Annotated in this window: 23 protein-coding genes; 8 read left to right on the top strand and 15 right to left on the bottom strand. The window is 60.1% G+C overall.

What is annotated here, in order from left to right:
* Positions 1-37: 37 nt before the first annotated feature.
* Entirely contained in the window at positions 38-565 is a 528-nt protein-coding gene (locus tag RUI03_RS04350) for a DUF177 domain-containing protein (protein ID WP_317289061.1), read from the bottom strand.
* A 7-nt stretch (positions 566-572) separates the two neighbouring features.
* The gene (locus tag RUI03_RS04345; RefSeq protein ID WP_317289060.1) at positions 573-1,139 is read right to left on the bottom strand and encodes a ubiquinol-cytochrome C chaperone family protein; all 567 of its coding nucleotides are present in this window, start codon (positions 1,137-1,139) and stop codon (positions 573-575) included.
* Between the two features lie 125 nt (positions 1,140-1,264).
* Between RUI03_RS04345 and RUI03_RS04340 the strand changes: the two genes are divergently transcribed.
* A complete protein-coding gene (locus RUI03_RS04340) occupies positions 1,265-1,717 on the top strand; it encodes an outer membrane protein assembly factor BamE (protein ID WP_317289059.1) in 453 nt (150 codons plus the stop codon).
* Between the two features lie 94 nt (positions 1,718-1,811).
* On the opposite strand, the gene RUI03_RS04335 is transcribed toward RUI03_RS04340, so the two are convergent.
* From RUI03_RS04335 to RUI03_RS04320, 4 genes are all read right to left on the bottom strand, one after another.
* Positions 1,812-2,273: a DUF2852 domain-containing protein gene (locus tag RUI03_RS04335; protein WP_317289058.1), complete on the bottom strand. Its 462-nt coding sequence runs from the start codon at positions 2,271-2,273 to the stop codon at positions 1,812-1,814.
* Positions 2,274-2,353: 80 nt separating this feature from the next.
* On the bottom strand, positions 2,354-2,830 hold the full coding sequence (locus RUI03_RS04330) for a type II toxin-antitoxin system RatA family toxin (protein WP_317289633.1): 477 nt from the start codon (positions 2,828-2,830) through the stop codon (positions 2,354-2,356).
* 76 nt (positions 2,831-2,906) lie between these two features.
* A complete protein-coding gene (locus tag RUI03_RS04325) occupies positions 2,907-4,853 on the bottom strand; it encodes a glycoside hydrolase family 97 protein (protein ID WP_317289057.1) in 1,947 nt (648 codons plus the stop codon).
* A 67-nt stretch (positions 4,854-4,920) separates the two neighbouring features.
* Positions 4,921-5,931: a serine hydrolase domain-containing protein gene (locus RUI03_RS04320; RefSeq protein WP_317289056.1), complete on the bottom strand. Its 1,011-nt coding sequence runs from the start codon at positions 5,929-5,931 to the stop codon at positions 4,921-4,923.
* Between the two features lie 136 nt (positions 5,932-6,067).
* On the opposite strand from RUI03_RS04320, the gene sthA reads away from it, so the two are divergent.
* From sthA to RUI03_RS04300, 4 genes are all read left to right on the top strand, one after another.
* Positions 6,068-7,549, top strand: coding sequence for a Si-specific NAD(P)(+) transhydrogenase (gene sthA, locus RUI03_RS04315; RefSeq protein WP_317289055.1), 1,482 nt, complete (start codon positions 6,068-6,070; stop codon positions 7,547-7,549).
* 88 nt (positions 7,550-7,637) lie between these two features.
* Positions 7,638-8,861 (top strand): hypothetical protein, encoded by a 1,224-nt coding sequence (locus tag RUI03_RS04310; protein ID WP_317289054.1) that lies wholly within the window; start codon positions 7,638-7,640, stop codon positions 8,859-8,861.
* On the top strand, positions 8,836-9,873 hold the full coding sequence (locus RUI03_RS04305; protein WP_317289053.1) for a transporter substrate-binding domain-containing protein: 1,038 nt from the start codon (positions 8,836-8,838) through the stop codon (positions 9,871-9,873). Before RUI03_RS04310 ends, RUI03_RS04305 begins: the two co-directional genes overlap by 26 nt.
* The gene (locus tag RUI03_RS04300; RefSeq protein ID WP_317289052.1) at positions 9,870-10,445 is read left to right on the top strand and encodes a CBU_0592 family membrane protein; all 576 of its coding nucleotides are present in this window, start codon (positions 9,870-9,872) and stop codon (positions 10,443-10,445) included. Before RUI03_RS04305 ends, RUI03_RS04300 begins: the two co-directional genes overlap by 4 nt.
* Positions 10,446-10,450: 5 nt before the next feature.
* Here the strand turns inward: RUI03_RS04300 and lipA are convergent, their stop codons facing one another.
* On the bottom strand, positions 10,451-11,392 hold the full coding sequence (gene lipA / locus RUI03_RS04295; protein ID WP_317289051.1) for a lipoyl synthase: 942 nt from the start codon (positions 11,390-11,392) through the stop codon (positions 10,451-10,453).
* A 122-nt stretch (positions 11,393-11,514) separates the two neighbouring features.
* Between lipA and RUI03_RS04290 the strand changes: the two genes are divergently transcribed.
* Positions 11,515-12,174 carry a GNAT family protein gene (locus RUI03_RS04290; protein WP_317289050.1) on the top strand — a complete coding sequence of 220 codons (660 nt, stop codon included), beginning with the start codon at positions 11,515-11,517 and terminating at the stop codon, positions 12,172-12,174.
* Here RUI03_RS04290 and RUI03_RS04285 read toward each other — a convergent pair.
* From RUI03_RS04285 to rpmF, 6 genes are all read right to left on the bottom strand, one after another.
* Positions 12,171-12,473, bottom strand: coding sequence for a GNAT family N-acetyltransferase (locus RUI03_RS04285; RefSeq protein WP_317289049.1), 303 nt, complete (start codon positions 12,471-12,473; stop codon positions 12,171-12,173). The genes RUI03_RS04290 and RUI03_RS04285 overlap by 4 nt on opposite strands.
* 62 nt (positions 12,474-12,535) lie before the next feature.
* Entirely contained in the window at positions 12,536-13,084 is a 549-nt protein-coding gene (locus RUI03_RS04280; protein WP_317289048.1) for a GNAT family N-acetyltransferase, read from the bottom strand.
* A 45-nt stretch (positions 13,085-13,129) separates the two neighbouring features.
* Positions 13,130-13,537, bottom strand: a complete 408-nt coding sequence (locus tag RUI03_RS04275) for an FtsB family cell division protein (protein ID WP_317289047.1) — start codon at positions 13,535-13,537, stop codon at positions 13,130-13,132.
* 179 nt (positions 13,538-13,716) lie between these two features.
* Positions 13,717-14,988: a phosphopyruvate hydratase gene (eno, locus tag RUI03_RS04270; RefSeq protein ID WP_317289046.1), complete on the bottom strand. Its 1,272-nt coding sequence runs from the start codon at positions 14,986-14,988 to the stop codon at positions 13,717-13,719.
* 105 nt (positions 14,989-15,093) lie between these two features.
* Positions 15,094-15,984: a hypothetical protein gene (locus RUI03_RS04265; protein ID WP_317289045.1), complete on the bottom strand. Its 891-nt coding sequence runs from the start codon at positions 15,982-15,984 to the stop codon at positions 15,094-15,096.
* A gap of 178 nt (positions 15,985-16,162) precedes the next feature.
* Positions 16,163-16,345 carry a 50S ribosomal protein L32 gene (rpmF, locus tag RUI03_RS04260; RefSeq protein ID WP_317289044.1) on the bottom strand — a complete coding sequence of 61 codons (183 nt, stop codon included), beginning with the start codon at positions 16,343-16,345 and terminating at the stop codon, positions 16,163-16,165.
* Between the two features lie 261 nt (positions 16,346-16,606).
* Between rpmF and RUI03_RS04255 the strand changes: the two genes are divergently transcribed.
* Complete coding sequence (locus RUI03_RS04255; RefSeq protein WP_317289043.1) at positions 16,607-16,948, top strand: hypothetical protein; 342 nt, start codon at positions 16,607-16,609, stop codon at positions 16,946-16,948.
* Here RUI03_RS04255 and RUI03_RS04250 read toward each other — a convergent pair.
* Both RUI03_RS04250 and RUI03_RS04245 read right to left on the bottom strand, forming a co-directional pair.
* Entirely contained in the window at positions 16,929-17,765 is an 837-nt protein-coding gene (locus RUI03_RS04250) for a hypothetical protein (protein ID WP_317289042.1), read from the bottom strand. The genes RUI03_RS04255 and RUI03_RS04250 overlap by 20 nt on opposite strands.
* Positions 17,766-17,830: 65 nt before the next feature.
* Positions 17,831-18,277, bottom strand: a complete 447-nt coding sequence (locus tag RUI03_RS04245; RefSeq protein WP_317289041.1) for a nuclear transport factor 2 family protein — start codon at positions 18,275-18,277, stop codon at positions 17,831-17,833.
* Between the two features lie 138 nt (positions 18,278-18,415).
* Here RUI03_RS04245 and RUI03_RS04240 point away from each other — a divergent pair, with 138 nt between their 5' ends.
* Positions 18,416-19,852 (top strand): hypothetical protein, encoded by a 1,437-nt coding sequence (locus RUI03_RS04240; RefSeq protein WP_317289040.1) that lies wholly within the window; start codon positions 18,416-18,418, stop codon positions 19,850-19,852.
* Positions 19,853-20,083: the final 231 nt, after the last annotated feature.

The following is a 20,083-nucleotide window of genomic DNA, read 5'->3' as shown; positions in this document are numbered from 1 at the left end:
TCCTCTCCAGTCGTTTGAAAATCGAGGCGGGACGGGTTCAGTCGTCGTCGCCAGTCTTGAGGGCCTTGAGGGCATCGAACGCGGAAATTCGTACCCCAGCCCCGGGGTCCGGAATAGGCTCTGCATTCTGTCGGCGTGGATGGGGGGCCATTGAAAGAACGACATGCTCAAGGAAAACAGCCCCCATGTCGAGGCGATCGTTTTCGAGCGGTTCAGGGGCGTCAAGGTCGGCCTCAACCTCGTCCCGCAGGTCGTCCGCGTCCGGTGCGCTGGTCGTGAAGGTCGCGACGAAATCCTCGTCGATCAGTTCCTCCATCGGCTCGAGGGTCGCAACACATTCACGGACGAGCGTGGCTTCAACGCGCCCAGAAACCGTGATCAGGTCACCGCGCCGGGTCACGTCAGCCTCGCCGCGCATCGCGTCGACACCGGGGATCATCAGATACTGGGCGATCCCAGCCAGGTCAGCTTCTGCGGCGTGCAGTTCGACACTGTAGGGCTCTGCCCCCAGATCGTCGGCTTTCAGACTGCGTGAGAAAGACGGCATTTCGGTTGGTTCACTCATAGGGGTCTCATTTAGGCTCTTCTATCGGGTCGGGAAAGCGGACCTCACCAAGCATTAATGACTGGACGGTCTGCTTCGCCAGATGCGCTTGCGCCCGCAGTGCAAAATCAGCCAGCGCGTGCGCCTGCGGTGCCTCCGCCACGCCCCAGACATTGCGCGACAGCTTGGCGGTCAGGGCCGGCACGTCCTGCTCGTGGAGCGGCGTTTCATAGGCCTTTGCCCGGCCATAGAACATTTCGGCCAGTTCCCGCACCTTCTTGCCGACCTTCAGATCGCCAACGCCGAGCTCCCGCATGGCGAAATCCATGTTGCGGAACATGATGTTAAAGAGGGTCTGACCGAACTTGCCGGTGGTATCGGGCTCATCGGCAAGACGGCGAAGCACGAGCACCATATGCAGGGTCAGCAGATCATACCGCCCCTCAACGGTGTCGGGAACGCCCAGCTCGCTATAGAATTCCGGCAGGCGCGAATGATCGATAATCTGCTCCCACGCGCGCGTGGTATTGGTGCGAACTGGATCCGCCGTCAGGGCCTTCAGCCCGGGCAGCCCGCTTAAAAACTTGAAAACCATCCCATTCCTTTGGTCAGGTGACTTGCCTCAGAGGCGATTGCGTGTCACCGGTATTGGCCGATAGGGCGGCTTGGGGCAAAAGGTCAATTCGCCCCGTTTGGCCCATTACGACGGAGATTTCGCCGATGCGTACCCCTCTCTTACTCCTCGCTGCGCTTAGCGCTACAGCCTGTGTTTCCACACGGGATCGTCACGGTTACGTCATTGAGCGTGGCGAGACGGAACTCGAGGCGATGGCGGGTGTCGATACGCGCGAATCGGTCCTCGCGCGGTTTGGTGAGCCCTCGTTCCGCCCGGCGCTCTATGACGATGTCTGGTACTACGCGTCCGCTGCGACCAACACACGCGCCTTCTATCAGACCGAGACCATGTCGCGGCAGGTGGTGGCGTTCCACTTCGACGATGATGGTACGGTTACCAATGTCGAGAATTACACCCTCGCCGACGGCCAGAACATCAATATGGTGGACCGTGTCACGCGCACACGGGGCAAGGAACTTACCTTCCTCGAACAGCTGATCGGCGGTGTTGGCCAGATGCCGGGCGCCGTCGACCCGGATGCTGGCTCGGGCCCTTGAGCCCTCTCTGCTCTTTCTTGCTGACATGAAAAAGCCGCTCCGGAGGGGTCCGAAGCGGCTCTAGGTGCATCCGGTGGTGGGCAGGACCGGATGGTTAGACGGCGGGGCTTTCGCCGTCATTCTGGCGGGAATTCCAGTTGTTGCGGAACGCATCAAACTCTTCCCGGTCACGAGCTCTGCGCAGCTCGCGGACATATTCTTCGAAGTCGCGGCGCGCTTCATCAAGCTTGCGACGCTCTTCGTCAAGACGCGCCATCTCTTCCTCGCGCCAATCGTCAAAAGCAGCATTGCCGGTCGAAGACGACTGGGTTCCCCAGCTCTTCGCGCTGCTGCGGGCGTTGTCAAACGCACCGTTCACAGACCGTTTTGCCTTACCCCAATTGGAGAAATCGAGGCCCATTTCGCGGCCGTAGAGCATGTAGGCGATCATGGCCAAGCCAAAAACCCAAAGGCCCGTGGCGAAGAAAAAGATCATCAGTGCCATGTTGACCGGCGTCCATGCTGGGCGCAGCTGGTGAGAAAAGTCTTTCCCGTTGAATACTTTAGCGTCATCCACTTCAATAGGCCTCCTTCAGAACCCAGGCGGTGAAGACCACCGCCACTTACCATTAGGAAATGGGCACGAATGAGGCGGGTTCAAGATGGATGTTGTCGTTTTTCGATATGTTTCGGCGTATATTGCCGATGCGCCTCCTCAACGAAAGCTTGAGACAACTTTTTAAAAGCCTTGTCGATCAACTGGTTAGCTAGAGTCTGCATCAGCATGTTGCGAAATTCGAACTCAATACAGAAGTCAATGACGCAACCTTCCGCATGGGGCTCAAATCGCCAACGATTGATCAGGGTCTTGAGCGGCCCGCGGACATAGTCGACATCAATGGTGCCGTCTGGCTTGTTGAGCGTGACCCGGCTCCGAAAGGATTCCCGGAACATCTTGAAGCCGACGACCATATCGGCCGTCACCACACCCTCTTCCCGCGTTCCTTCGCGTTCGCGGACGCGCAGGGCCTCCACCCACGGAATGAACCGGGGATAGTCTTCAACATTCGCAACGAGATCAAACATCTCGCCGGGCTCAAAGGGGACAATCGTCCGTTCGTGATGACTACGCATATTGGGCGTTATTTGAGGGATTGCGCGCCATTGGCAAGGGCCAGCGACCAATTAGCCACTGCCCCCGCCCTCGGCATCAATTGGCGATCGGCGACAGTTTCGCCGCCCAGCCGCCGCCCGGCGCCAATGAGACGGTCAGGGTGTCGCCCGGGCTCACCTCCACAGTCTCAACCTTATAGTCGTTACCATAGCGATCCGCGTTGATCCCGTCCCTGAACACGGTTGCTCGCATCGGCTGATCGATGAAGTCGAAGGTCACCTCCATCTCGCGCGCGGTCTCATCGGTCAGCACACCGACAAACCAGTCGTCCCCGGAACGCCGTGCCATGGTCACAAAGTCACCGATCTTGCCGTCCAAGGCGACAGTCTCATCCCAGACCGTGGGAATATCCGTAATGAAATCGACCGTCTCCTGTTCCTGCCGCAGGTGGGAGGGGCTGTCGGCCAGCATCTGCAGCGGGCTTTCAAAGATCACATAGAGGGCCACCTGATGCGCCCGCGTGCCGATGCTCATCGGGCGCGAGAACATGGGCGCGAATTCCTCGGCCTTCACATTGGTCATGGCGCCTGGCGTGTAGTCCATCGGACCAGCCACCATGCGGATGAATGGTAAAGTCGTATTGTGATCCGGATCCGGCTTTTCATCCCACTTCATGTTCTCAAGGCCTTTGACGCCTTCATAGGAAATGACGTTCGGATAGGCGCCGCGCAGACCGGCGGGCTTGTGTGCGCCGTGATAGTCGACAAGCAATTCCCTGTCGGCCGCCGCCTTCGCGACGCGCCAGTAATAGTCGACCATCCACTGGTCATCACGCTGCATGAAATCGACCTTGATCCCCGCCGCACCCCATTCTGCAAACTGGTCGAGCGCTTCTTCCAGCTTTTCGTCCAGCGCGTGCCAGATCGCCCAAAGGACGATCTTCACATCCTTTTCCTTGGCATAGGCCATCAGCGCCGGGACATCGACGTCTGGGCTGACCTTCATGATATCACCCAGTTCGTACCAACCCTCATCCAGAATGACATATTCAATGCCATTCTCGGACGCGAAGTCGATAAAGTATTTGTACGTTTCAGTATTCACCCCGGCGCGGAAATCCACCCCGAAGATGTTGTTCATGTTCCACCAGTCCCAGGCCACCTGACCGGGCTTGATCCATGAGGCATCACCAATCTCTGAAGCGGGCGCCAGTTGCCAGGCCAGCTGATTGGTCAGAAGATCCTTGTCCTGTCGAGCGACGCCGAGGATGCGCCAAGGGAACGTCCGTGTCCCATCGGTTTTTGCGATATAGTCGTGGTGGGCATCAATGACCGGGTTGCGGTCGTCGGCCATGTGCTCCTTCGCCACCGCCTTGGGGAATGTCCCGGACAGCATATTGCCACGGCCGCCATTGACCCACATCCCGGCATAGTCGCGCAGATCGGTCTCGGTCAGTAACAGGTTCGCCGTAGGTGCCTGGACCAGCAATGGGAGGCTGGCGAGATCGGCTTTCTTCAACGGCGACAGGGTCGTTTTCTCATAAAGGCGCTCATTATGCGACAGGAAGCCATCTTCGCGCGGGAAATGCAGCGGGAAATCGCCAGCAAATTTCAGGTCGACCTGCTCCGCACCGACGGTCACCTCACCACCGAGTTCGGTGGTCCAGCGCCAAGCCACGCCATTGTCATAGGCGCGCACTTCGAGATCGACGCCCTCACCAATCTCCACTGTGACCGCGTTATAGTGGTTGCGGACCGACGCCGCCTTCTCCCGCACCACCGGCGTCAGGGTCTCATCCACGCTGTCACGCTTGGCGGTGCCCAAGGTGACATCTCGACCATAGACCGAGCCATCAATTGTCATGCCGATGGGACTGGGGGACAGGACAACCGTTCCGTCCACGGAGACTTCGAGGGTAAGCTCCTTGCCTTCACCGAGGCTGACCGCGATCGAGCCATCGGGAGACGTCAGATCCACATCGGCGGCCAGGGCCGGCGTGGATAGCATGGTGCTGGTCAGAATGGTGGCGAGGACGCGATTCATGGGGAACTCCCTGTAAACGTTTTTATTTGTCAAAGACGATAACGCTTCGCAGGGATTCTGACAACGATCAGGGGTCCAGTCGCCCCCCACTCTCTTCGATCCACGCCCGGGTCCGGTCATAGAGCAAATCGAGATCACCATCATTGGTCACGATCGCAATACCCGTATCAGTCACCGGATCATAAGCCGTTCGTGATTTGAACGCGCCGTTGCTGCCTGTGTGCCAGGCCAGCAGATGTTTGCTGTCGCCGTAGGGCACGCTCAGAACGCGGCCGCCCAGCGTATAGCCCTCATCTTCGGTCAGGATCGTGGTCAGTGCGCCAAGCTCCGCCTCCCCCAGCCGCTCCGTGTGATAGGGATAGCGCACAAGGCGCAGGAGGTCGGCAGACGTTGCTGCAATACCGCCCGCACAGGTCAGAAAATCCGGCATCCCGGGCACAGGCGTGGCTGGCTCTACCGTGTCTGCGGCGTCGATCTTGCCGACAAAACTGCGCGCGGTCCGCGTGCCCGCGGGGCCGAAGACGCGCTCCTGCAAGACCGCTTCCACGGGCTGGCCGGTCACCGTTTCTATGATCGCCTGAGCCAGGATCCAGTTGGTGATCATGTAGTCAAATTCAGCGCCCGGCTCGAAAGTCACGTCCCCTGCGCCGTAGACGTTGGCAGCGTCCATGACAGGCATCCGCTTGTCTGCCGTCGCCGGATCGGCGCGAAAGGCCATCATCACGCCGTCGACAAGGCCCGACCGGTTGGCGAGCACGTCACGCACCGTGATCCTGTCTGCCGCCACACCCTCGTAGGCGGGCAGCACCTCGGCCAACGTCGCATCGAGTGAGACGCGGCCTTCCGCCTGCAGGTCAAGGATTGCCAGTGTACAGACATATTTTGAGATCGACCCGATCTGGTAGAGGGCGTCAGCGCGCCCCTCCCCGCCTTTGGTCGTTCTCATCGTCCCGTCGGCGGCGCGAATAGTCTCAACGAAGGCGCTATCCGATGGCACATGCGCCGGTTCCACCTCGGGCTCAGCTGCATTGCTGCAGGCCCCCAAAAGCAAACTCATCCCCAGTGCAGCCAGTCGCATCTGCGCTTCCTCCTCACAGGCCCTAATGGATCATTACCCGGAACCATCAAGTTCGCCGTACGGGCTCATCCAAAATTAGCCAATATTCACTACAGTTCAGTGCAACTGCACATGTGTACCACCGGGGCGTTCCGCAATGACTCATTTCAATCTGATCGTCATCGGCAGTGGCCCTGCCGGCCGCCGAGCCGCCGTGCAGGCCGCGAAACTGGGCAAGACCGTGCTGGTCGTGGAACGCGGACGGAAGGTTGGCGGCGTGTCCGTCCATACCGGCACCATCCCCTCCAAGACTCTGCGGGAGACCGCCCTCAACCTCACGGGCTGGCGCGAGCGCGGCTTCTACGGCCAGTCCTATCGGGTGAAAAAAGACATTACCGCCGACGATCTGCGCGCGCGGCTGCACAAGACGCTCGACCACGAAGTTGAGGTGCTGGAGCATCAGTTTGCCCGCAACCAGGTCCAGACAGACCACGGGACCGCCCACTTTGTCTCCCCGACCGAGATCGTGATCGAGGGCGACGATGGTGCATCCCATCAGCACAGTGCGGACAAATTCCTGATTGCTGTGGGCACGGTGCCGTTTCGCCCCGACTATGTCCCGTTTGATGGCCATTGCGTGCTCGACAGCAATGAGATCCTCGATCTTCAGGACCTGCCCCGTTCAATTGCCGTGATTGGCGCCGGAGTGATCGGCGTCGAATACGCCTCCATATTCTCCGCCCTCGACGTACACGTCACCCTGATTGAGCCGCGCGACACCATGCTCGACTTTATCGACACCGAACTGGTGACGGACTTCATGCATGATTTGCGGGACAGAGGCGTTGCCTTACGCTTCGGAACGAAGGTTGAGCGGATCACCCGCCCGGCGCCCGGCCAGTGCATCATCGAACTTGAAGGCGGCCGTCAGGTGCGCTCGAATGTCATTCTGTTCGCGGCAGGCCGTATGGGTGCCACCTCCTCCATGGGCCTCGACAAGGCGGGTCTCGACTTCGATCACCGTGGACGGCTGACCGTTGATCCGGATACGTTCCAGACATCACAGCCGCATATCTATGCCGCAGGCGATGTCATCGGCTTCCCCAGCCTCGCCTCGACCTCGATGGAACAGGGCCGGATCGCCGCCTGCCACGCCTTCGGCGCCAAAGCGCACAAGCCGCCGAAATACTTCCCCTACGGCATTTATTCCGTGCCTGAGATTTCGACGGTGGGCCTGTCCGAGCAGGAATTGCGGACCCGCAAAATTCCCTATGAGGTGGGCGTCGCCCGTTTCCGGGAAACCTCGCGCGGGCATATTATGGGCCTGTCCAACGGGATGCTGAAACTGCTGTTCAGCCTTAAGACCCGAAAGCTGCTTGGCTGTCATATCCTGGGCGAAGGCGCGACCGAGCTTGTGCATATTGGTCAGGCGGTGCTCAATCTTGGCGGCACGCTCGACTATTTCGTCGAGAACACCTTCAATTATCCGACGCTTGCAGAGGCCTACAAGATTGCCGCTCTCGATGCCTGGAATCGCATGCCGGTGACCGTGCCGGACGACGCGGAAACCGAGGACACTTCGGACGACTGGGCCGAAGAAGTGCGCCAGATGGCGACACCTAAACGCGCGACCAGCTAGGACGCGTTTCATCTTTTTGGGCGCAGGGGTGGCCTCCCCCTTGCGCATCTTGTTAGGTTCCCTTGAGGAACACCGGGAGGGGCCCCCTTTGCGCATTGTGACGATTGGACCGTTTCTGTCGCTGCTGCAGTTTGCGCCCGGCATTGACCCAAGGTCGGATGAATACCCGCAAATTCTGGCGTCCCTGCCCGCCGACAGTGGCACGTTCGAGGTACCGAACCGCCGGGTCAAACGGGATTTCGACAGCGTTGAGGCCGACGATTATGATCTGCGGCTGTTTGTCTGGCGCCCCACGCCCGTTGAGGGGGAGCCACAGGCGGCATTTCATATCTACCCCTATGGCGCCAGCGTCGTTCGGCTCGATTTCACGATCGCTGACAATTTCGATGCGGACGCGCTGGAGGCCGACACCCAGGCCCTGACCCGACAGGCTTTTGACCGCCATTCTGCCGAGTTGAATTCGATCCTGAAGAAAATTCACCGGGCCATCAAAGCCGATTTTGTGGAGCCGCTATCCAGCCCGCCCGCGGTGAGTGCTGAATCGATCCGCTGGGTCGCACGCGCCGTCGTTGTTTCAGAGGCGGACCGAAATCGTCCTGATTATGAGCAATTCTATGCGGACTGGCTGACCAATACATCCAGCCCGGAGGACGTAGAACTGCTGAAAAGCGGCGATATCGACCATTCCATGACGTGGCTGAACTATATCGTCATTGGCGATGATATGGAGAAATTGCGCCCTCTCTTCTCAACGACCCGCACAGCGCAGATGTTCTACGCCGCCCAGGACCGGCTGAGCGATGAAGCGTTCAAGGTTCTCTCCAAAGCGACAGTCACAAAGGGCGTACGCGGCATAGAAGCCATGCTGATCCGCTCCCGCGCCCACATGCAAATGCTGCAGATCCTCCACGACCGGCAGCTCGGGCTGCTCAGTCGCAGCAATCGACGGCGGTTCGACGGGCTGATGGAGGCATGGGATTTCAGCAAGCTGATCGAAAATGGTAACCGCATCGTTGACATGACCTCACGCCGCATCGATGAGATCAACACCAGGCGGACGGAAAAGAGCTCGTTCTACACGGATCTTATTCTCGTTGGCATCGCGATGCTCACCGTCGTCGAGGTGTCGCTCTATTTCTCGGAGTACAGCCGTGAGATGATGTCGAGGCCGGCATTGGAATATACCGATGCCAGCACCTCTTCCGTCATGGCCTTTATCGCGTCCGTCGACACGGATATGCTTCTTCTCATGGGCTTCTCGTCCGTTTTCATCCTGGTACTTCTCTATGTCTATTGGAAATTGCGCCGCTAGGATCCTGATCATCCTTGCCATGGGGTTCGGTACGCCCGCCATGGCACAGGATGACAATCCGCTGACGGTTTATACGGACGTTTACCGGCCCTATATTCTCCCATCCGGCAGTCCTGACGGCGCTGCAATGGAGATTGTGCGGTTGACCCTGTTGAACATGGAACGGTCACCGTCCTTCGTCTATCTCGATTTCAATTACGGGCTTTACCAGACGGGAAAAAGCGATCTGGCGGTATCTTTCCCCTGGCGCCGAACCGAAGAGCGCGAGAAGAACTTCATATTCTCGGCCCCGTTGTTCACCGTCGAGTCCCGTTTTTATTACAATGCGCGTTTCGCCCCTGCTGAGGTGGATGTCAGTGAGCTGAGCGATTTGCGGCTGGGCCGGACGTCAGGCTACAGCTATGGCGAACAGATTGACGGCATTCTGGACGAGGCCCGCACCGCCGGGAACGTCACGGAATACGCCTCAGATGATGAGAGTATCGCCGCCCTGCTGAAGGGCGAGATCGACATCCTCCCCCTGCCCGATACGGTGGTGGTTGCGACCCTTGATGCCGATTTTCCCGACCAGCAACGCCTGATCCGGCCCGTCGACGGACTGGTCGACCGTTTTGCGCTGCACCTTGTCGCGCCTCGCAACGACCGCGGACGCGACTTCATCAAAGCCTTCAACACCAGTCACCGGGAACTGATTGATGCGGGGGTCCTGACGCCTCATGACGCGGTGACGGCGCGCTTTGCCAGTGATGGCGTCGATATTGCGCGGGTTGTCACCTCCGAAGGATTCCCGATCGTCGTTGGCGAAGACCGGCGTGAGCCCGGTTCATACTACGCCATCCCGGCCGGGACGCGCGTCATTGTGCTGGAATGGAGTCCGCGAATTCGTTCTGTCTCCAACTCCGACCGGCTCTATGCCGCCATGGTCGAGCGATCGTCAATTCTCGTGCTCAACGGGCCGCATGTCGGCAAAGAGCTCCTTGTCAAGAACATCCACATCGAAATTTCCGAATGACTGCTGATCTATTGGGTTGGGCGGGTTTTGCCCTCTACATTCTTGCGCAGGCCTATATCACGTGGGTCCGTGACGCGAACCGAACCATCTATTACACGATGAACCTGTTCGGGGCTTTGGGGTACACGATCAGTTCTGCCTTGCTCTATTCATGGCAGTCGGTCAGCATCAATGTCTTCTGGTTTATCGTCAGTGCGCTGATGCTGATGGGCATCACACCGACCGGCCCGCTTCGCGTGGTGAGAACGCCGCTCGTCGCCATCGTTGGCCTAATGGCGCTGGCCGCCGCCGCCATCTGGCCAACATCACCCGACTGGGGCCGCTCGATCCTCGGCTGGGACGGCGCGCTTCTCTACTGCGCCGGATACGCCCTATTCGCGAGCAAGGTCATCAGGCGCAAGCTCTATCTGGTCATGAACACGGCTGCGCCGATCATGCTGCTGCCAATCTATCTGGCGCATCACAATGATCCCGCCGTGGGCATGAGCGTGGTATGGGCCATCATTTCCGCCGCCGGGGTCTGGCACCTGCGCCATCGCCCGATGGGGTGGTCGACGCCGCCCGAAACCTGAAGGCCCTAGCGGCGGCCCTCGCGGGCGGCCTTGAGCCGTGCAAAATCGTCACCGGCATGGTGCGATGAGCGCGTCAGCGGCGATGCCGACACCATGAGGAAGCCTTTGGCGCGTGCAATCGATTCATAGCTCTTGAATTCATCGGGCGTGACAAAACGATCAATCGCAGCGTGTTTCTTCGTAGGCTGAAGATACTGGCCGATGGTGATGAAATCGATGCCGGCGGACCGCATGTCGTCCATGACCTGCATGACTTCTTCACGGGTCTCACCAAGACCGACCATGATGCCAGACTTTGTGAACATTGTCGGATCCCGCTCCTTCACGCGCTCAAGGAGCCGCAGAGAGTGGAAATATCGGGCACCCGGACGCACCGACAGATAAAGCCGCGGAACGGTTTCAAGATTGTGGTTGAACACGTCGGGCTTGGCATCGATCACGATCTCTGCCGCGCCGGTTTTTCTCAAAAAGTCCGGCGTGAGGATTTCCACCGTCGTGCCGGGCGACTGCCGGCGAATCGAGTTGATCACGTCAACGAAATGCTGCGCGCCGCCATCGTCCAGGTCATCGCGGTCGACCGACGTTATGACGATATGTTTCAGGCCCATCTCCAACGCGGCCCGGCCGACATTCTCGGCCTCCTGCGGATCGACGGGACCCGGCATGCCGGTCTTGACGTTACAGAACGCGCAGGCGCGCGTGCACGTATCGCCCAAGATCATCATCGTGGCGTGCTTCTGATCCCAGCATTCCCCGATATTCGGACAGGCGGCTTCTTCGCACACGGTCACGAGCCCCTTGGACTTCACGATCTCGCGCGTTTCTGCATAGCCAGCCGTATTGGGCGCCCGCACACGAATCCAGTCCGGCTTTCGCTGTATCGGACTATCCGGGCGTTTCTGTTTCTCGGGGTGCCGCAGGGCTTTATTGTCGATGAGAGTGACCATGCCCTCGCACATAAGCCCTCGCGACGGGTTTGTCATGGCCCAGATTGCGACCAATTGAGCGCTTCGGACTCGCGTCAGGCCGCGACAATCCGTATCGGAAGACGGCGAATTGGGAGGCACGTATGAGGTTTGCAGGGCCATGGTCACTGCCCAGCCTGTCAAAGGCTGAGGGACGTTTCGTCCGGCTTGAGCCCTATGATCGGGACAAACATGCCGATGCGCTGTTTGACGCTGTGGGCCGGATCGACAGTCTTTGGCATTATATGCCCTCGGGTCCATTTGGCAGCACGACCGAGATGGCGGATCTGCTCGACGCGAAACAGGGGCAGTCCCTCACTCACTGGATCACCCATGTCATCTTTCCATTGGGCGGACAGACGCCGATCGGGATGAGCAGCTATATGCGCCTGCGGCCAGAGGTTGGATCGGCGGAGATCGGCGCAATCGTCTTTTCACCGACCGCGCAGCGGACGGCGGCATCGAGCGAAGCCATCATGCTGATGATCCGGCATCTCTTCGAGGTCGATCGGTACCGTCGGCTCGAATGGAAATGCGACCGCACCAACAGCGCCTCACGGCAGGCGGCCTTGCGTTTCGGTTTTCAGTTCGAGGGCACGTTCCGGCAGGACATGGTGCTGAAGGGCCGCAACAGGGACACCGACTGGTTCTCCATCATCGATTCAGACTGGCCAGCCTTAGGTGAAGGCTATCGGCGATGGCTTGATGAGATTGACGACGGCGGACAGCAACAGGCTCCGCTGTCGTCCTATCTGGCGCGCTAGCTGGCGATCAGGGGGCGCCACTCCTCAGAGCGGACCATCTTGGCCTGAACAAAGGAGCAGACGGGCACGATCTTCCGGTCGGTCTCCCGTGCAAAGCTGACCAGATGTTCGATCAGCTGGGACCCTACGCCTTTGCCAGAGAGTTGTTTGGGCACGCCTGTATGATCAGCGACGATACGGTCCTCGCCGCTGAGGGAAAACGTCAGTTCAGCCTCGTTGCCCACGGCGTCCCGGCCGACAATGCGGCCACGACTGCCGCTTTTCTCGACCTCGAACGCCATATCAGAGTATTTGGACATATTTTGATCCTCGCGGCATCTCGCTTTCCCGGGATATGGAGCGTGCAAGCGCCGGCGCAAGGTCAGCCTGCCGTCGACGCGAACCGTCCCATCCACTCCTCCCGGTCTGCCGCCCAGATCTGGAGTGAGTAGTCGAACAGCTGGAAGCGCTCATCGGTCAGACGCTCGCCCACTTTCGCCGCGACGGCCTGGCTGTTCCTGTTGTCAGGATCGATCATGGAGATGATGCGTGGCAGGTCGGGAAACCGAAGGAAGGTCCAGTGGATCGCGGCGATCGCCGCCTCCGGCATGTAACCGCGGCCCCAATACCGGCTCGACAGGCCCCAGCCGCATTCAAGACCCGGCCAGGTTTCCGGTTGCCACGGCCCGGCGCGACCGACCCAGTCGCCCGTTGATTTTTCGAACACGGAGAAAAATCCATAGCCGCGGATCTGCCAGTGGCCCAGATAGGACGCGAACTGACGCCACCGCGACATGCGGTCTTCGGGGGTTTTGGAGAAGCTGAGAAAAGCCGCCACCTCGGGCTCGGCCATCATCGACATATGCGCCTCGACATCCGATGGCGCGAGGGGCCGAAGTATCAGGCGCGACGTTTCAATTTCGATGGTCATGGTCCCTCCCGGTCGCGCTGGGTATTTGCGCTGCTGGGAAGGGTTCTATCGCGCGGTATCCAAAGAGGCGAGCGCCGCCAGTGTGACCGGGGCGTCCTCGTTCAGCAGCGGCGCTGGCATGTCCGCTGGCGCAGCGGCCAGACGGTCGAGGTCCTCCATCCGCACCATGTATTCGTTAGGGCGCACCAGACCGAGGACGGAGCGGACACGCTCTTCCAGCAGGTCTTCGTCAAGCGATGCAGTCAGGAGGCGATCCGCGTGATCGGACAGACGCTGGCGCTCCGCTTCCAGCGCGGCCAGTTCTGCACGGCTGTCAGCGATACGGTCCTGCAGAAGGTTGTTCATCCGTACACCCTCTGGAGCGTTCAGATAGAGAAGGCCGTTATAGCCGATACCCACCACGCAGATGGCCGGCAGCACTGCATCCGCCACTTGTTTCAGAAAACCCGTCATCACAAAGCCCGTTATCTCACCTCTGCCGTGATGCAGCAGAGATGGTTACGGAGGCGTGAATCAATCCCCCCGAATTTGCGCTTTTTGAATATTTCTCCGTTTACCTCGGTTAACAAAAAGCCCCCTGTTCCATTATGGAACAGAGGGCGCGATAAAGACGAAATGATTCGTAGTCGATCTTATTTGAGGATCGCCTTGCCGGAGAACTTGGCCACGGGCCCCAGCTCTTCCTCAATGCGCAGCAGCTGGTTGTATTTGGCTGTCCGGTCAGACCGCGCGAGGGAACCGGTTTTGATCTGGCCGCAATTGGTGGCGACAGCCAGGTCGGCAATGGTGCTGTCTTCCGTCTCACCGGAACGGTGGGACATGACGGCGGTGTAGCCGGCGCGGTGCGCTGTATCCACAGCTGCCAACGTCTCGGTCAGGGTGCCGATCTGGTTGACCTTCACAAGGATCGAGTTGGCTGCGCCTTGAGCAATACCGTCACGCAGGCGTTTTTCATTGGTCACGAAGAGGTCATCGCCGACCAACTGACAAGATGAGCCGATTGATTTGGTCAGGGCTGTCCAACCCTCCCAGTCATCTTCCGCCATGCCGTCTTCGATCGAAATGATCGGGTACTGTTTGGCGAAGCCTGCAAGGTAGTCGACCATGCCATTGCTATCGAGAGTCTTGCCCTCACCGGCGAGGTGATATTTGCCGTCCTTGAAGAATTCGGTGGACGCCACGTCGAGCGCGAGGAACATGTCTTCGCCCGGCGTGTAACCCGCCTTCTCAATGGCCTTCATGATGAAATCGAGCGCTTCGGTCGTGGAGCGCAGCGATGGGGCAAAACCGCCCTCGTCTCCCACATTCGTATTGTGGCCCGCGGCGGCCAGTTCTTTCTTGAGGGCGTGGAAGGTCTCAACCCCCATGCGCAGGGCATCGCGGAAATTCTCCGCGCCGAGCGGCATGATCATGAATTCCTGGATGTCGATCGGATTGTCCGCATGCGCACCGCCATTGACGATGTTCATCATTGGCGCGGGCAGGACACGGGCCGATGGACCACCGACATAGCGGAACAGGGACTGGCCAGTCGTCTGGGCAGCCGCCTTGGCGACGGCGAGAGACACGCCCAGGATAGCGTTTGCACCGAGATTTTTCTTATTGGCGGAGCCGTCAAGATCGATCATGGCTTCGTCGATGAAAGCCTGCTCTTCGACATCAATGCCGACCAGGGCTTCGAAGATCTTCGTGTTCACCGCATCTACGGCATCGCGAACGCCCTTGCCGCCATAACGCTCGCCACCATCGCGGCGCTCATGCGCTTCGTGCATGCCTGTCGAAGCACCGGACGGCACAGCGGCACGGCCCATTGATCCGTCTTCTGTGAAGACGTCGACTTCGACGGTTGGGTTGCCCCGGCTGTCGAGAATTTCGCGCGCGTTGATGTCGATAATGGCGGTCATGGCTATGCCTCTTCAGTCAAATTCTGTCGGGTTATGACGGAGCGTATGGCCGAAGCTGTGACCGGGGGGAAGGCCCCGGCCTGCTCGTTGAGGTGAAAATGTGGTTCAGTCGCCGGAATTGAGCACATCTTGCGCTTCGACCGAGGCTTCCTCCCCCCGGTCGCGATCATCCAGCGGGGGCTCTGTCGGTCGCGCAGGCGTCGGCTTTTTCGGAACCGGCAGTGGCTTGGCCGGCGCAGGCTTGGGTTCCGGCCGCGGCTGGGGTTTCACGGGCGCCGGCTTTGGGGCGGGCCGGGGTTGAGGTTTTGCCGGTGTCGGCTTGGGCGCGGCTGGGGGCTGCACCGGAATGGGCTTTCCGCGACCACCGCCGGGGCGAATCACCGGGCTGTCAGGCGTCGTTGGCTTTTGCGGCCGTATCGGACGAGGCGGCGGATTCGTTGGACCGGGGTCTGATGGCTTGAATACCGGCGGCTTTGGCTTGGGCCGATCTCTGTCGCGATCGCGGTCGTCCCGGTCCCGGTCACGATTGCGGCCACCATTGCGGCGGTCGCGGTCCCGATCGTACCGGTCATAGCAGCGCGGCGCCTGACGAATGCCATAGCAGTCATAGGGGTCATCATAGGTGTAGTTCGGACGAGAAGGATAACGATACTGATAGATCGTCAGCGGCTGGCCATGATAGCCAATCACCAGCCCATCGAGTTCGGTCCAGTATCCCACACGACCAAAGAAAACGAACCCCGGGGGCAGCACCGTGCCGTAGCGGGACTGTCCGTCCCGGGTGACACTGACGAAACAGATGTCAGCTGTCCGCTCACACTGGGAGTAACAGGCATTCTGCTGTGCATCGCTGGCATAGTCGCAGCTGGCAAGACAGGCGGCAGCGCGCTGGTCGCAGCTGTCATAGGCCCAGATCTGGCTCTCCGGCACCGTCGTGCAGGCCGATAACCCCGCGAGCAGCAGCCCACTCCATAGCCAAATCCGAATCATACCCATCGCCTCCCTCTTCCCGACTATGGCAAAGGGTTGGCGACTCGCCAAGGTGGTTTACAACGTCCGAACGAAGCAAAGCCCGCGCGGATATCTCCACGCGGGCGAAAATTTCTCAAAAGATTTCGGGCCCAAAATTTTAGCTGTTAAGGACAGCTTGTCGGGGCCGTTAATCTATCGCGCTTCAGTCTTCCTGTGGAGGAAGGACCTGACGACCATTATAGGTGCCTGATTTCAGGTCGATGTGGTGATTGCGGCGCAAATTGCCCGACTTCTTGTCCTCGACATAGCTTGCGAGTTCAAGACGGTCGTGTGCGCGGCGCATGCCACGTTTGGAGCGGGTGATTTTACTCTTAGGGACAGCCATGGTCGTCTCTTTGGATAATTGGGTGGGGTGACCTTTGCCACCGGAAGCCGCAGCCCATACCCGCAAAGCGCGACCCTATCAACCCGGTCACCGCGGAAATGTGCCAACTTTTGATCATCAGGTCCGGCGGCAGTCCATCAGGGTAAACCGGAACCGCGCCATGCTTAATGCCGATTTATAAAACCCGACCACTTCGGTTGAACGGGTCATAACACCCGACTGCTACGGCTGGGGCCTATCGGAAGTGTTGTGTAGGTATCCGTGAAAAAAAAATCAGTCCTCCGTCTCCCCTTTGTCATTGGTTTTGTTGTCGGTCTTGGCATGAGTGCAGCCATGCCGGCCTATGCCGAACCCGTCACGCCGGTCCACGAGCTGGCTGAGAAAGCCTGGCCCTATATGAACAGCGATCAGCGCAAGCTGGTCGAGATCATGGCCAAGGACTATTACGTCAATGGCACCACGCCCGACCAGAAACGTCGGATCAGCGGTGCCGCCAATGGGCGGTATGAAAGCCTGCCCGAGTGGAAGAAGGCCCCCTATCGCGGGGCGGCCATCCGCCAGCTTGGCCACACGGCCGAGGATTTCATGCGCGGTTCGGTCTAGGGGCTGCCGCCGGGCGGGCCGCGTCGCGGCCCGCTTTCAACGTCCATCCCGCATAACTGGCAAGGCCGCCGATCAGCAGCCCTGCGATGACAAAGAGAGCCGATGGCAGTGTCGCCAGTGTCGGCGCCATTCCTCGCCAAACGGCCGTTTCCCCCAAATATTTGTAGCCGACGAACATGCCCCCTGAGCCGATAAGGGCCAGAACAAACGGCATGAGCGGTTTTCGCGCCATGGCGTCACGCACCAGAAGAACGCCCATGAAGACCAGCGCAAAAGCGAACGACGCATCCACACAGGCGCCGAAGTTGTAGAGCTCGTCCGGTCCATTGATCCGGAAGCCCGGAACAAAGAAAGCCAGCAGGCGCGAAACGGACGGTCCGATCAGCAGGGAGACCGTGCCCAGCATATACCGGGCATGATGGTCCGGGGATTTCCGATAGCGCAGCGCGAGGAAATACATCAGCGGCACAATGAGCGAGGCCACCACGTCGGCCACGGCCAGCGGTACACCGAACATTGGTGTGAAGGGGGACTGGCGCTGCAGTGTCGCCTGGGTCGCGAGCAGACCGGCAGAGACGAAAAGCGGCATCAGCAGAAGGCTGAACCGACCCGACCAGCTATGGATCTTCCACCAACCGTGATGGATCGTTGCACTCTGGGTGATGACAAGGACGATCCACAGGGTCGCGGTGATGCCATGGAAATGATGGGCGAAAGGCGCCTCGTTCAGCACCAGGAAATAGGATTGTGAAAACGCAACGAAAGTGAGCAGCAGAAACGCCGCCACATAATAGTGGGCACGCGGAAACGGGAGCATTGGGTCTTCCCTCACAGTCGGATGTCGTTAAGCGTCAGGGCAGTTCCGGGCGGCGCAGACGAGGCCTACCGGTCGGTGGCGAGCTGGCTGATCCTGGACAGGATCTGCCAGCGTCCGTCTTCGGTCTGGATCCACGTATCGATCAGGTCGAAATAAGGCGGCAGCTTGCCGACGCCTTCCTGCTGCCAGTCGAGACTCCAGCTGGTCCGAGCAACCACGACGGGACCTGCGACCTCTGTGATCGCAACCGATGTTATTTCAATCGACGTGGCGCTCATGCCCTGCATGCCAAGATACATCTCTTTGCTGATGGGCGGCTGTTCGCCGTAGACACGGACCAGTCTGAAGTTCGTGTGCATCAGCGCGTCGACGGCATCGAGATCGTTGGCGAGCAATGCCGCGCCCCACCGATTTTCCATGTCCGTAATCTGCTCGGCGAGGCTGCCCACATCCTGGGCCTTCGCCGTCCCGACAAGGGCCAGGCACATCATCGCAATCACCTGAATTTTCATCGTGTTTCTCCGTGCTGATCTCGTGCGTTGTCGGATCACGCTGACGGCGAGGTGCTGCGCCCTCAACAGGGCAGACCGGCCAAGACCCTGTATTTCCTCATCTGACCGCATTTGGCCGCATGCGCCGAACAGCGTAGGATGAGCCTGAGAGAGGACCCTGCCCCCGTGGATGATGACATCGCCCCCGCACCGTCGCCCCGGCTTGTTGGCTGGAAGCGTATTGCCGCGCATCTGAACTGCAGTGAGCGGACGGCCCGCCGCTGGGAGCGCGAGGAAGGGCTGCCCGTCCATCGTCAGGTCCACACGTCAAAGAGCACAGTCTTCGCCTTACCCGCGGAACTTGATCAGTGGGTGACGTCCCGCACGACCGCCGCGCCCGAAGCGCCGGACAGCATAGCCATGATGCCGCCCGCGCCGGACGGTCCCCGCGCATGGCGGGTCATGTCGCTGCTGTTTGGCGGCATCGGGGCGACCGTGGCGATCCTGGCGCTGCTGCTTTTCTGGCCCGCAGCGGAAAGGACGCCGACCAATGACAAGGCGACCCTGGCGACGGACCCGCAGACCGCTGATCTGTACACCCGCGGGATCGCCCTGTGGCAGCAGCGCGGACGGGAGCCCAATGAGCGGGCCATCAAATTGCTGACCGCCGCGGTGGAGCGGGATGAGACGTTTGCCGCCGGCTGGGCAGCCCTCGCCTCGGCGTGGGCGACCTATGCGACCTACCACCCGGACATCCCGCCGGAGCGCGCCCGTGACCAGGCCCTGATGGCGGCACAACGGGCACTGCAGCTCGACGCCACGCTGGCCGAGCCGAGAACGCTCATGGCCGAAATCGCCCAGCGCAATGGCGACTGGGCCGAAAGCCAGCGCATTTTCGATGAGGCGCTGACCCTCGACCCGGACAATTCATCGATCCATTTGTGGTTTGCAGGCCATTACCGTGAGGTCGGCCAGTTCAAGCGGGCCAATGCCCTGACGCGTCAAGCGCTGGCGCTCGAGCCAGGCTCGCCGCCCGCGCAGGTCGAGCTGGCCATGAACCATCTGCAGGGGAACGACGTCCAGACGGGTAGCGACATGCTGGATCACGTGATCGATGATCTGGGCCTGTCGACACCCGTGACCTGGGTCGGCAAATGGTTTGTCTTCGATCACAATGAGGATTGGGAGAGCCTTGGCGCGTGGATCAATCAGACGCCGTTTGAAGAGGCCGCGCCGGTTTTACGGGCCTATATCGCAGCACGGACCGGCAATACCGATCTGCAACAGAGCGCGGAAATGATTGCCCAGGCGGCGGGCGACACCCTTCCCCCATGGTTCACGTACTACCTTCTCGAAACAATGGGCGCCCCCGGACTTGCGCTGGATGTCGCCGAGAAAGCCCAGGCGGCAGGTCGGTTCGAGAACAAGGTCGTCATGTTCCACACGGACGATAGTGCCGTCCGCCAGACCGAGCGCTTCGCCGATTTTGTCAGTGGACTGGGGATGACAGCCTATTGGAAACAAATGGGCCCACCCGACCAATGTGCGACGGAAGCCGCCTATCCATACTGCCGCCGGATCAACCAGCCAGACTGAATAGCGCGCAGGCCAAGATGCCCGCCCGGGGTCGGTCATGAAGTTGGGGAAGCCCGCGCGCGACATTGTCCATGCGAGAAGCGTTATTTTTTGAGCACGGATGAAGTGGCTGCTACCCCACCAAGGCCGCGCGCGGCTCGTGTCTCACACCGCCGGCCTATAAAGCTCACGGCGGGAGCATCGTCCCTGAGTGCCCATTGAGCGCCCAGCCACTGGCACCCCCGCTCTGAA

Origin of the sequence: Parvularcula sp. LCG005 (assembly GCF_032930845.1) — a bacterium.
In the GTDB taxonomy this organism is placed as follows: Bacteria; Pseudomonadota; Alphaproteobacteria; order Caulobacterales; family Parvularculaceae; genus Parvularcula.
This window is presented reverse-complemented; position numbering and strand designations above follow the sequence as displayed.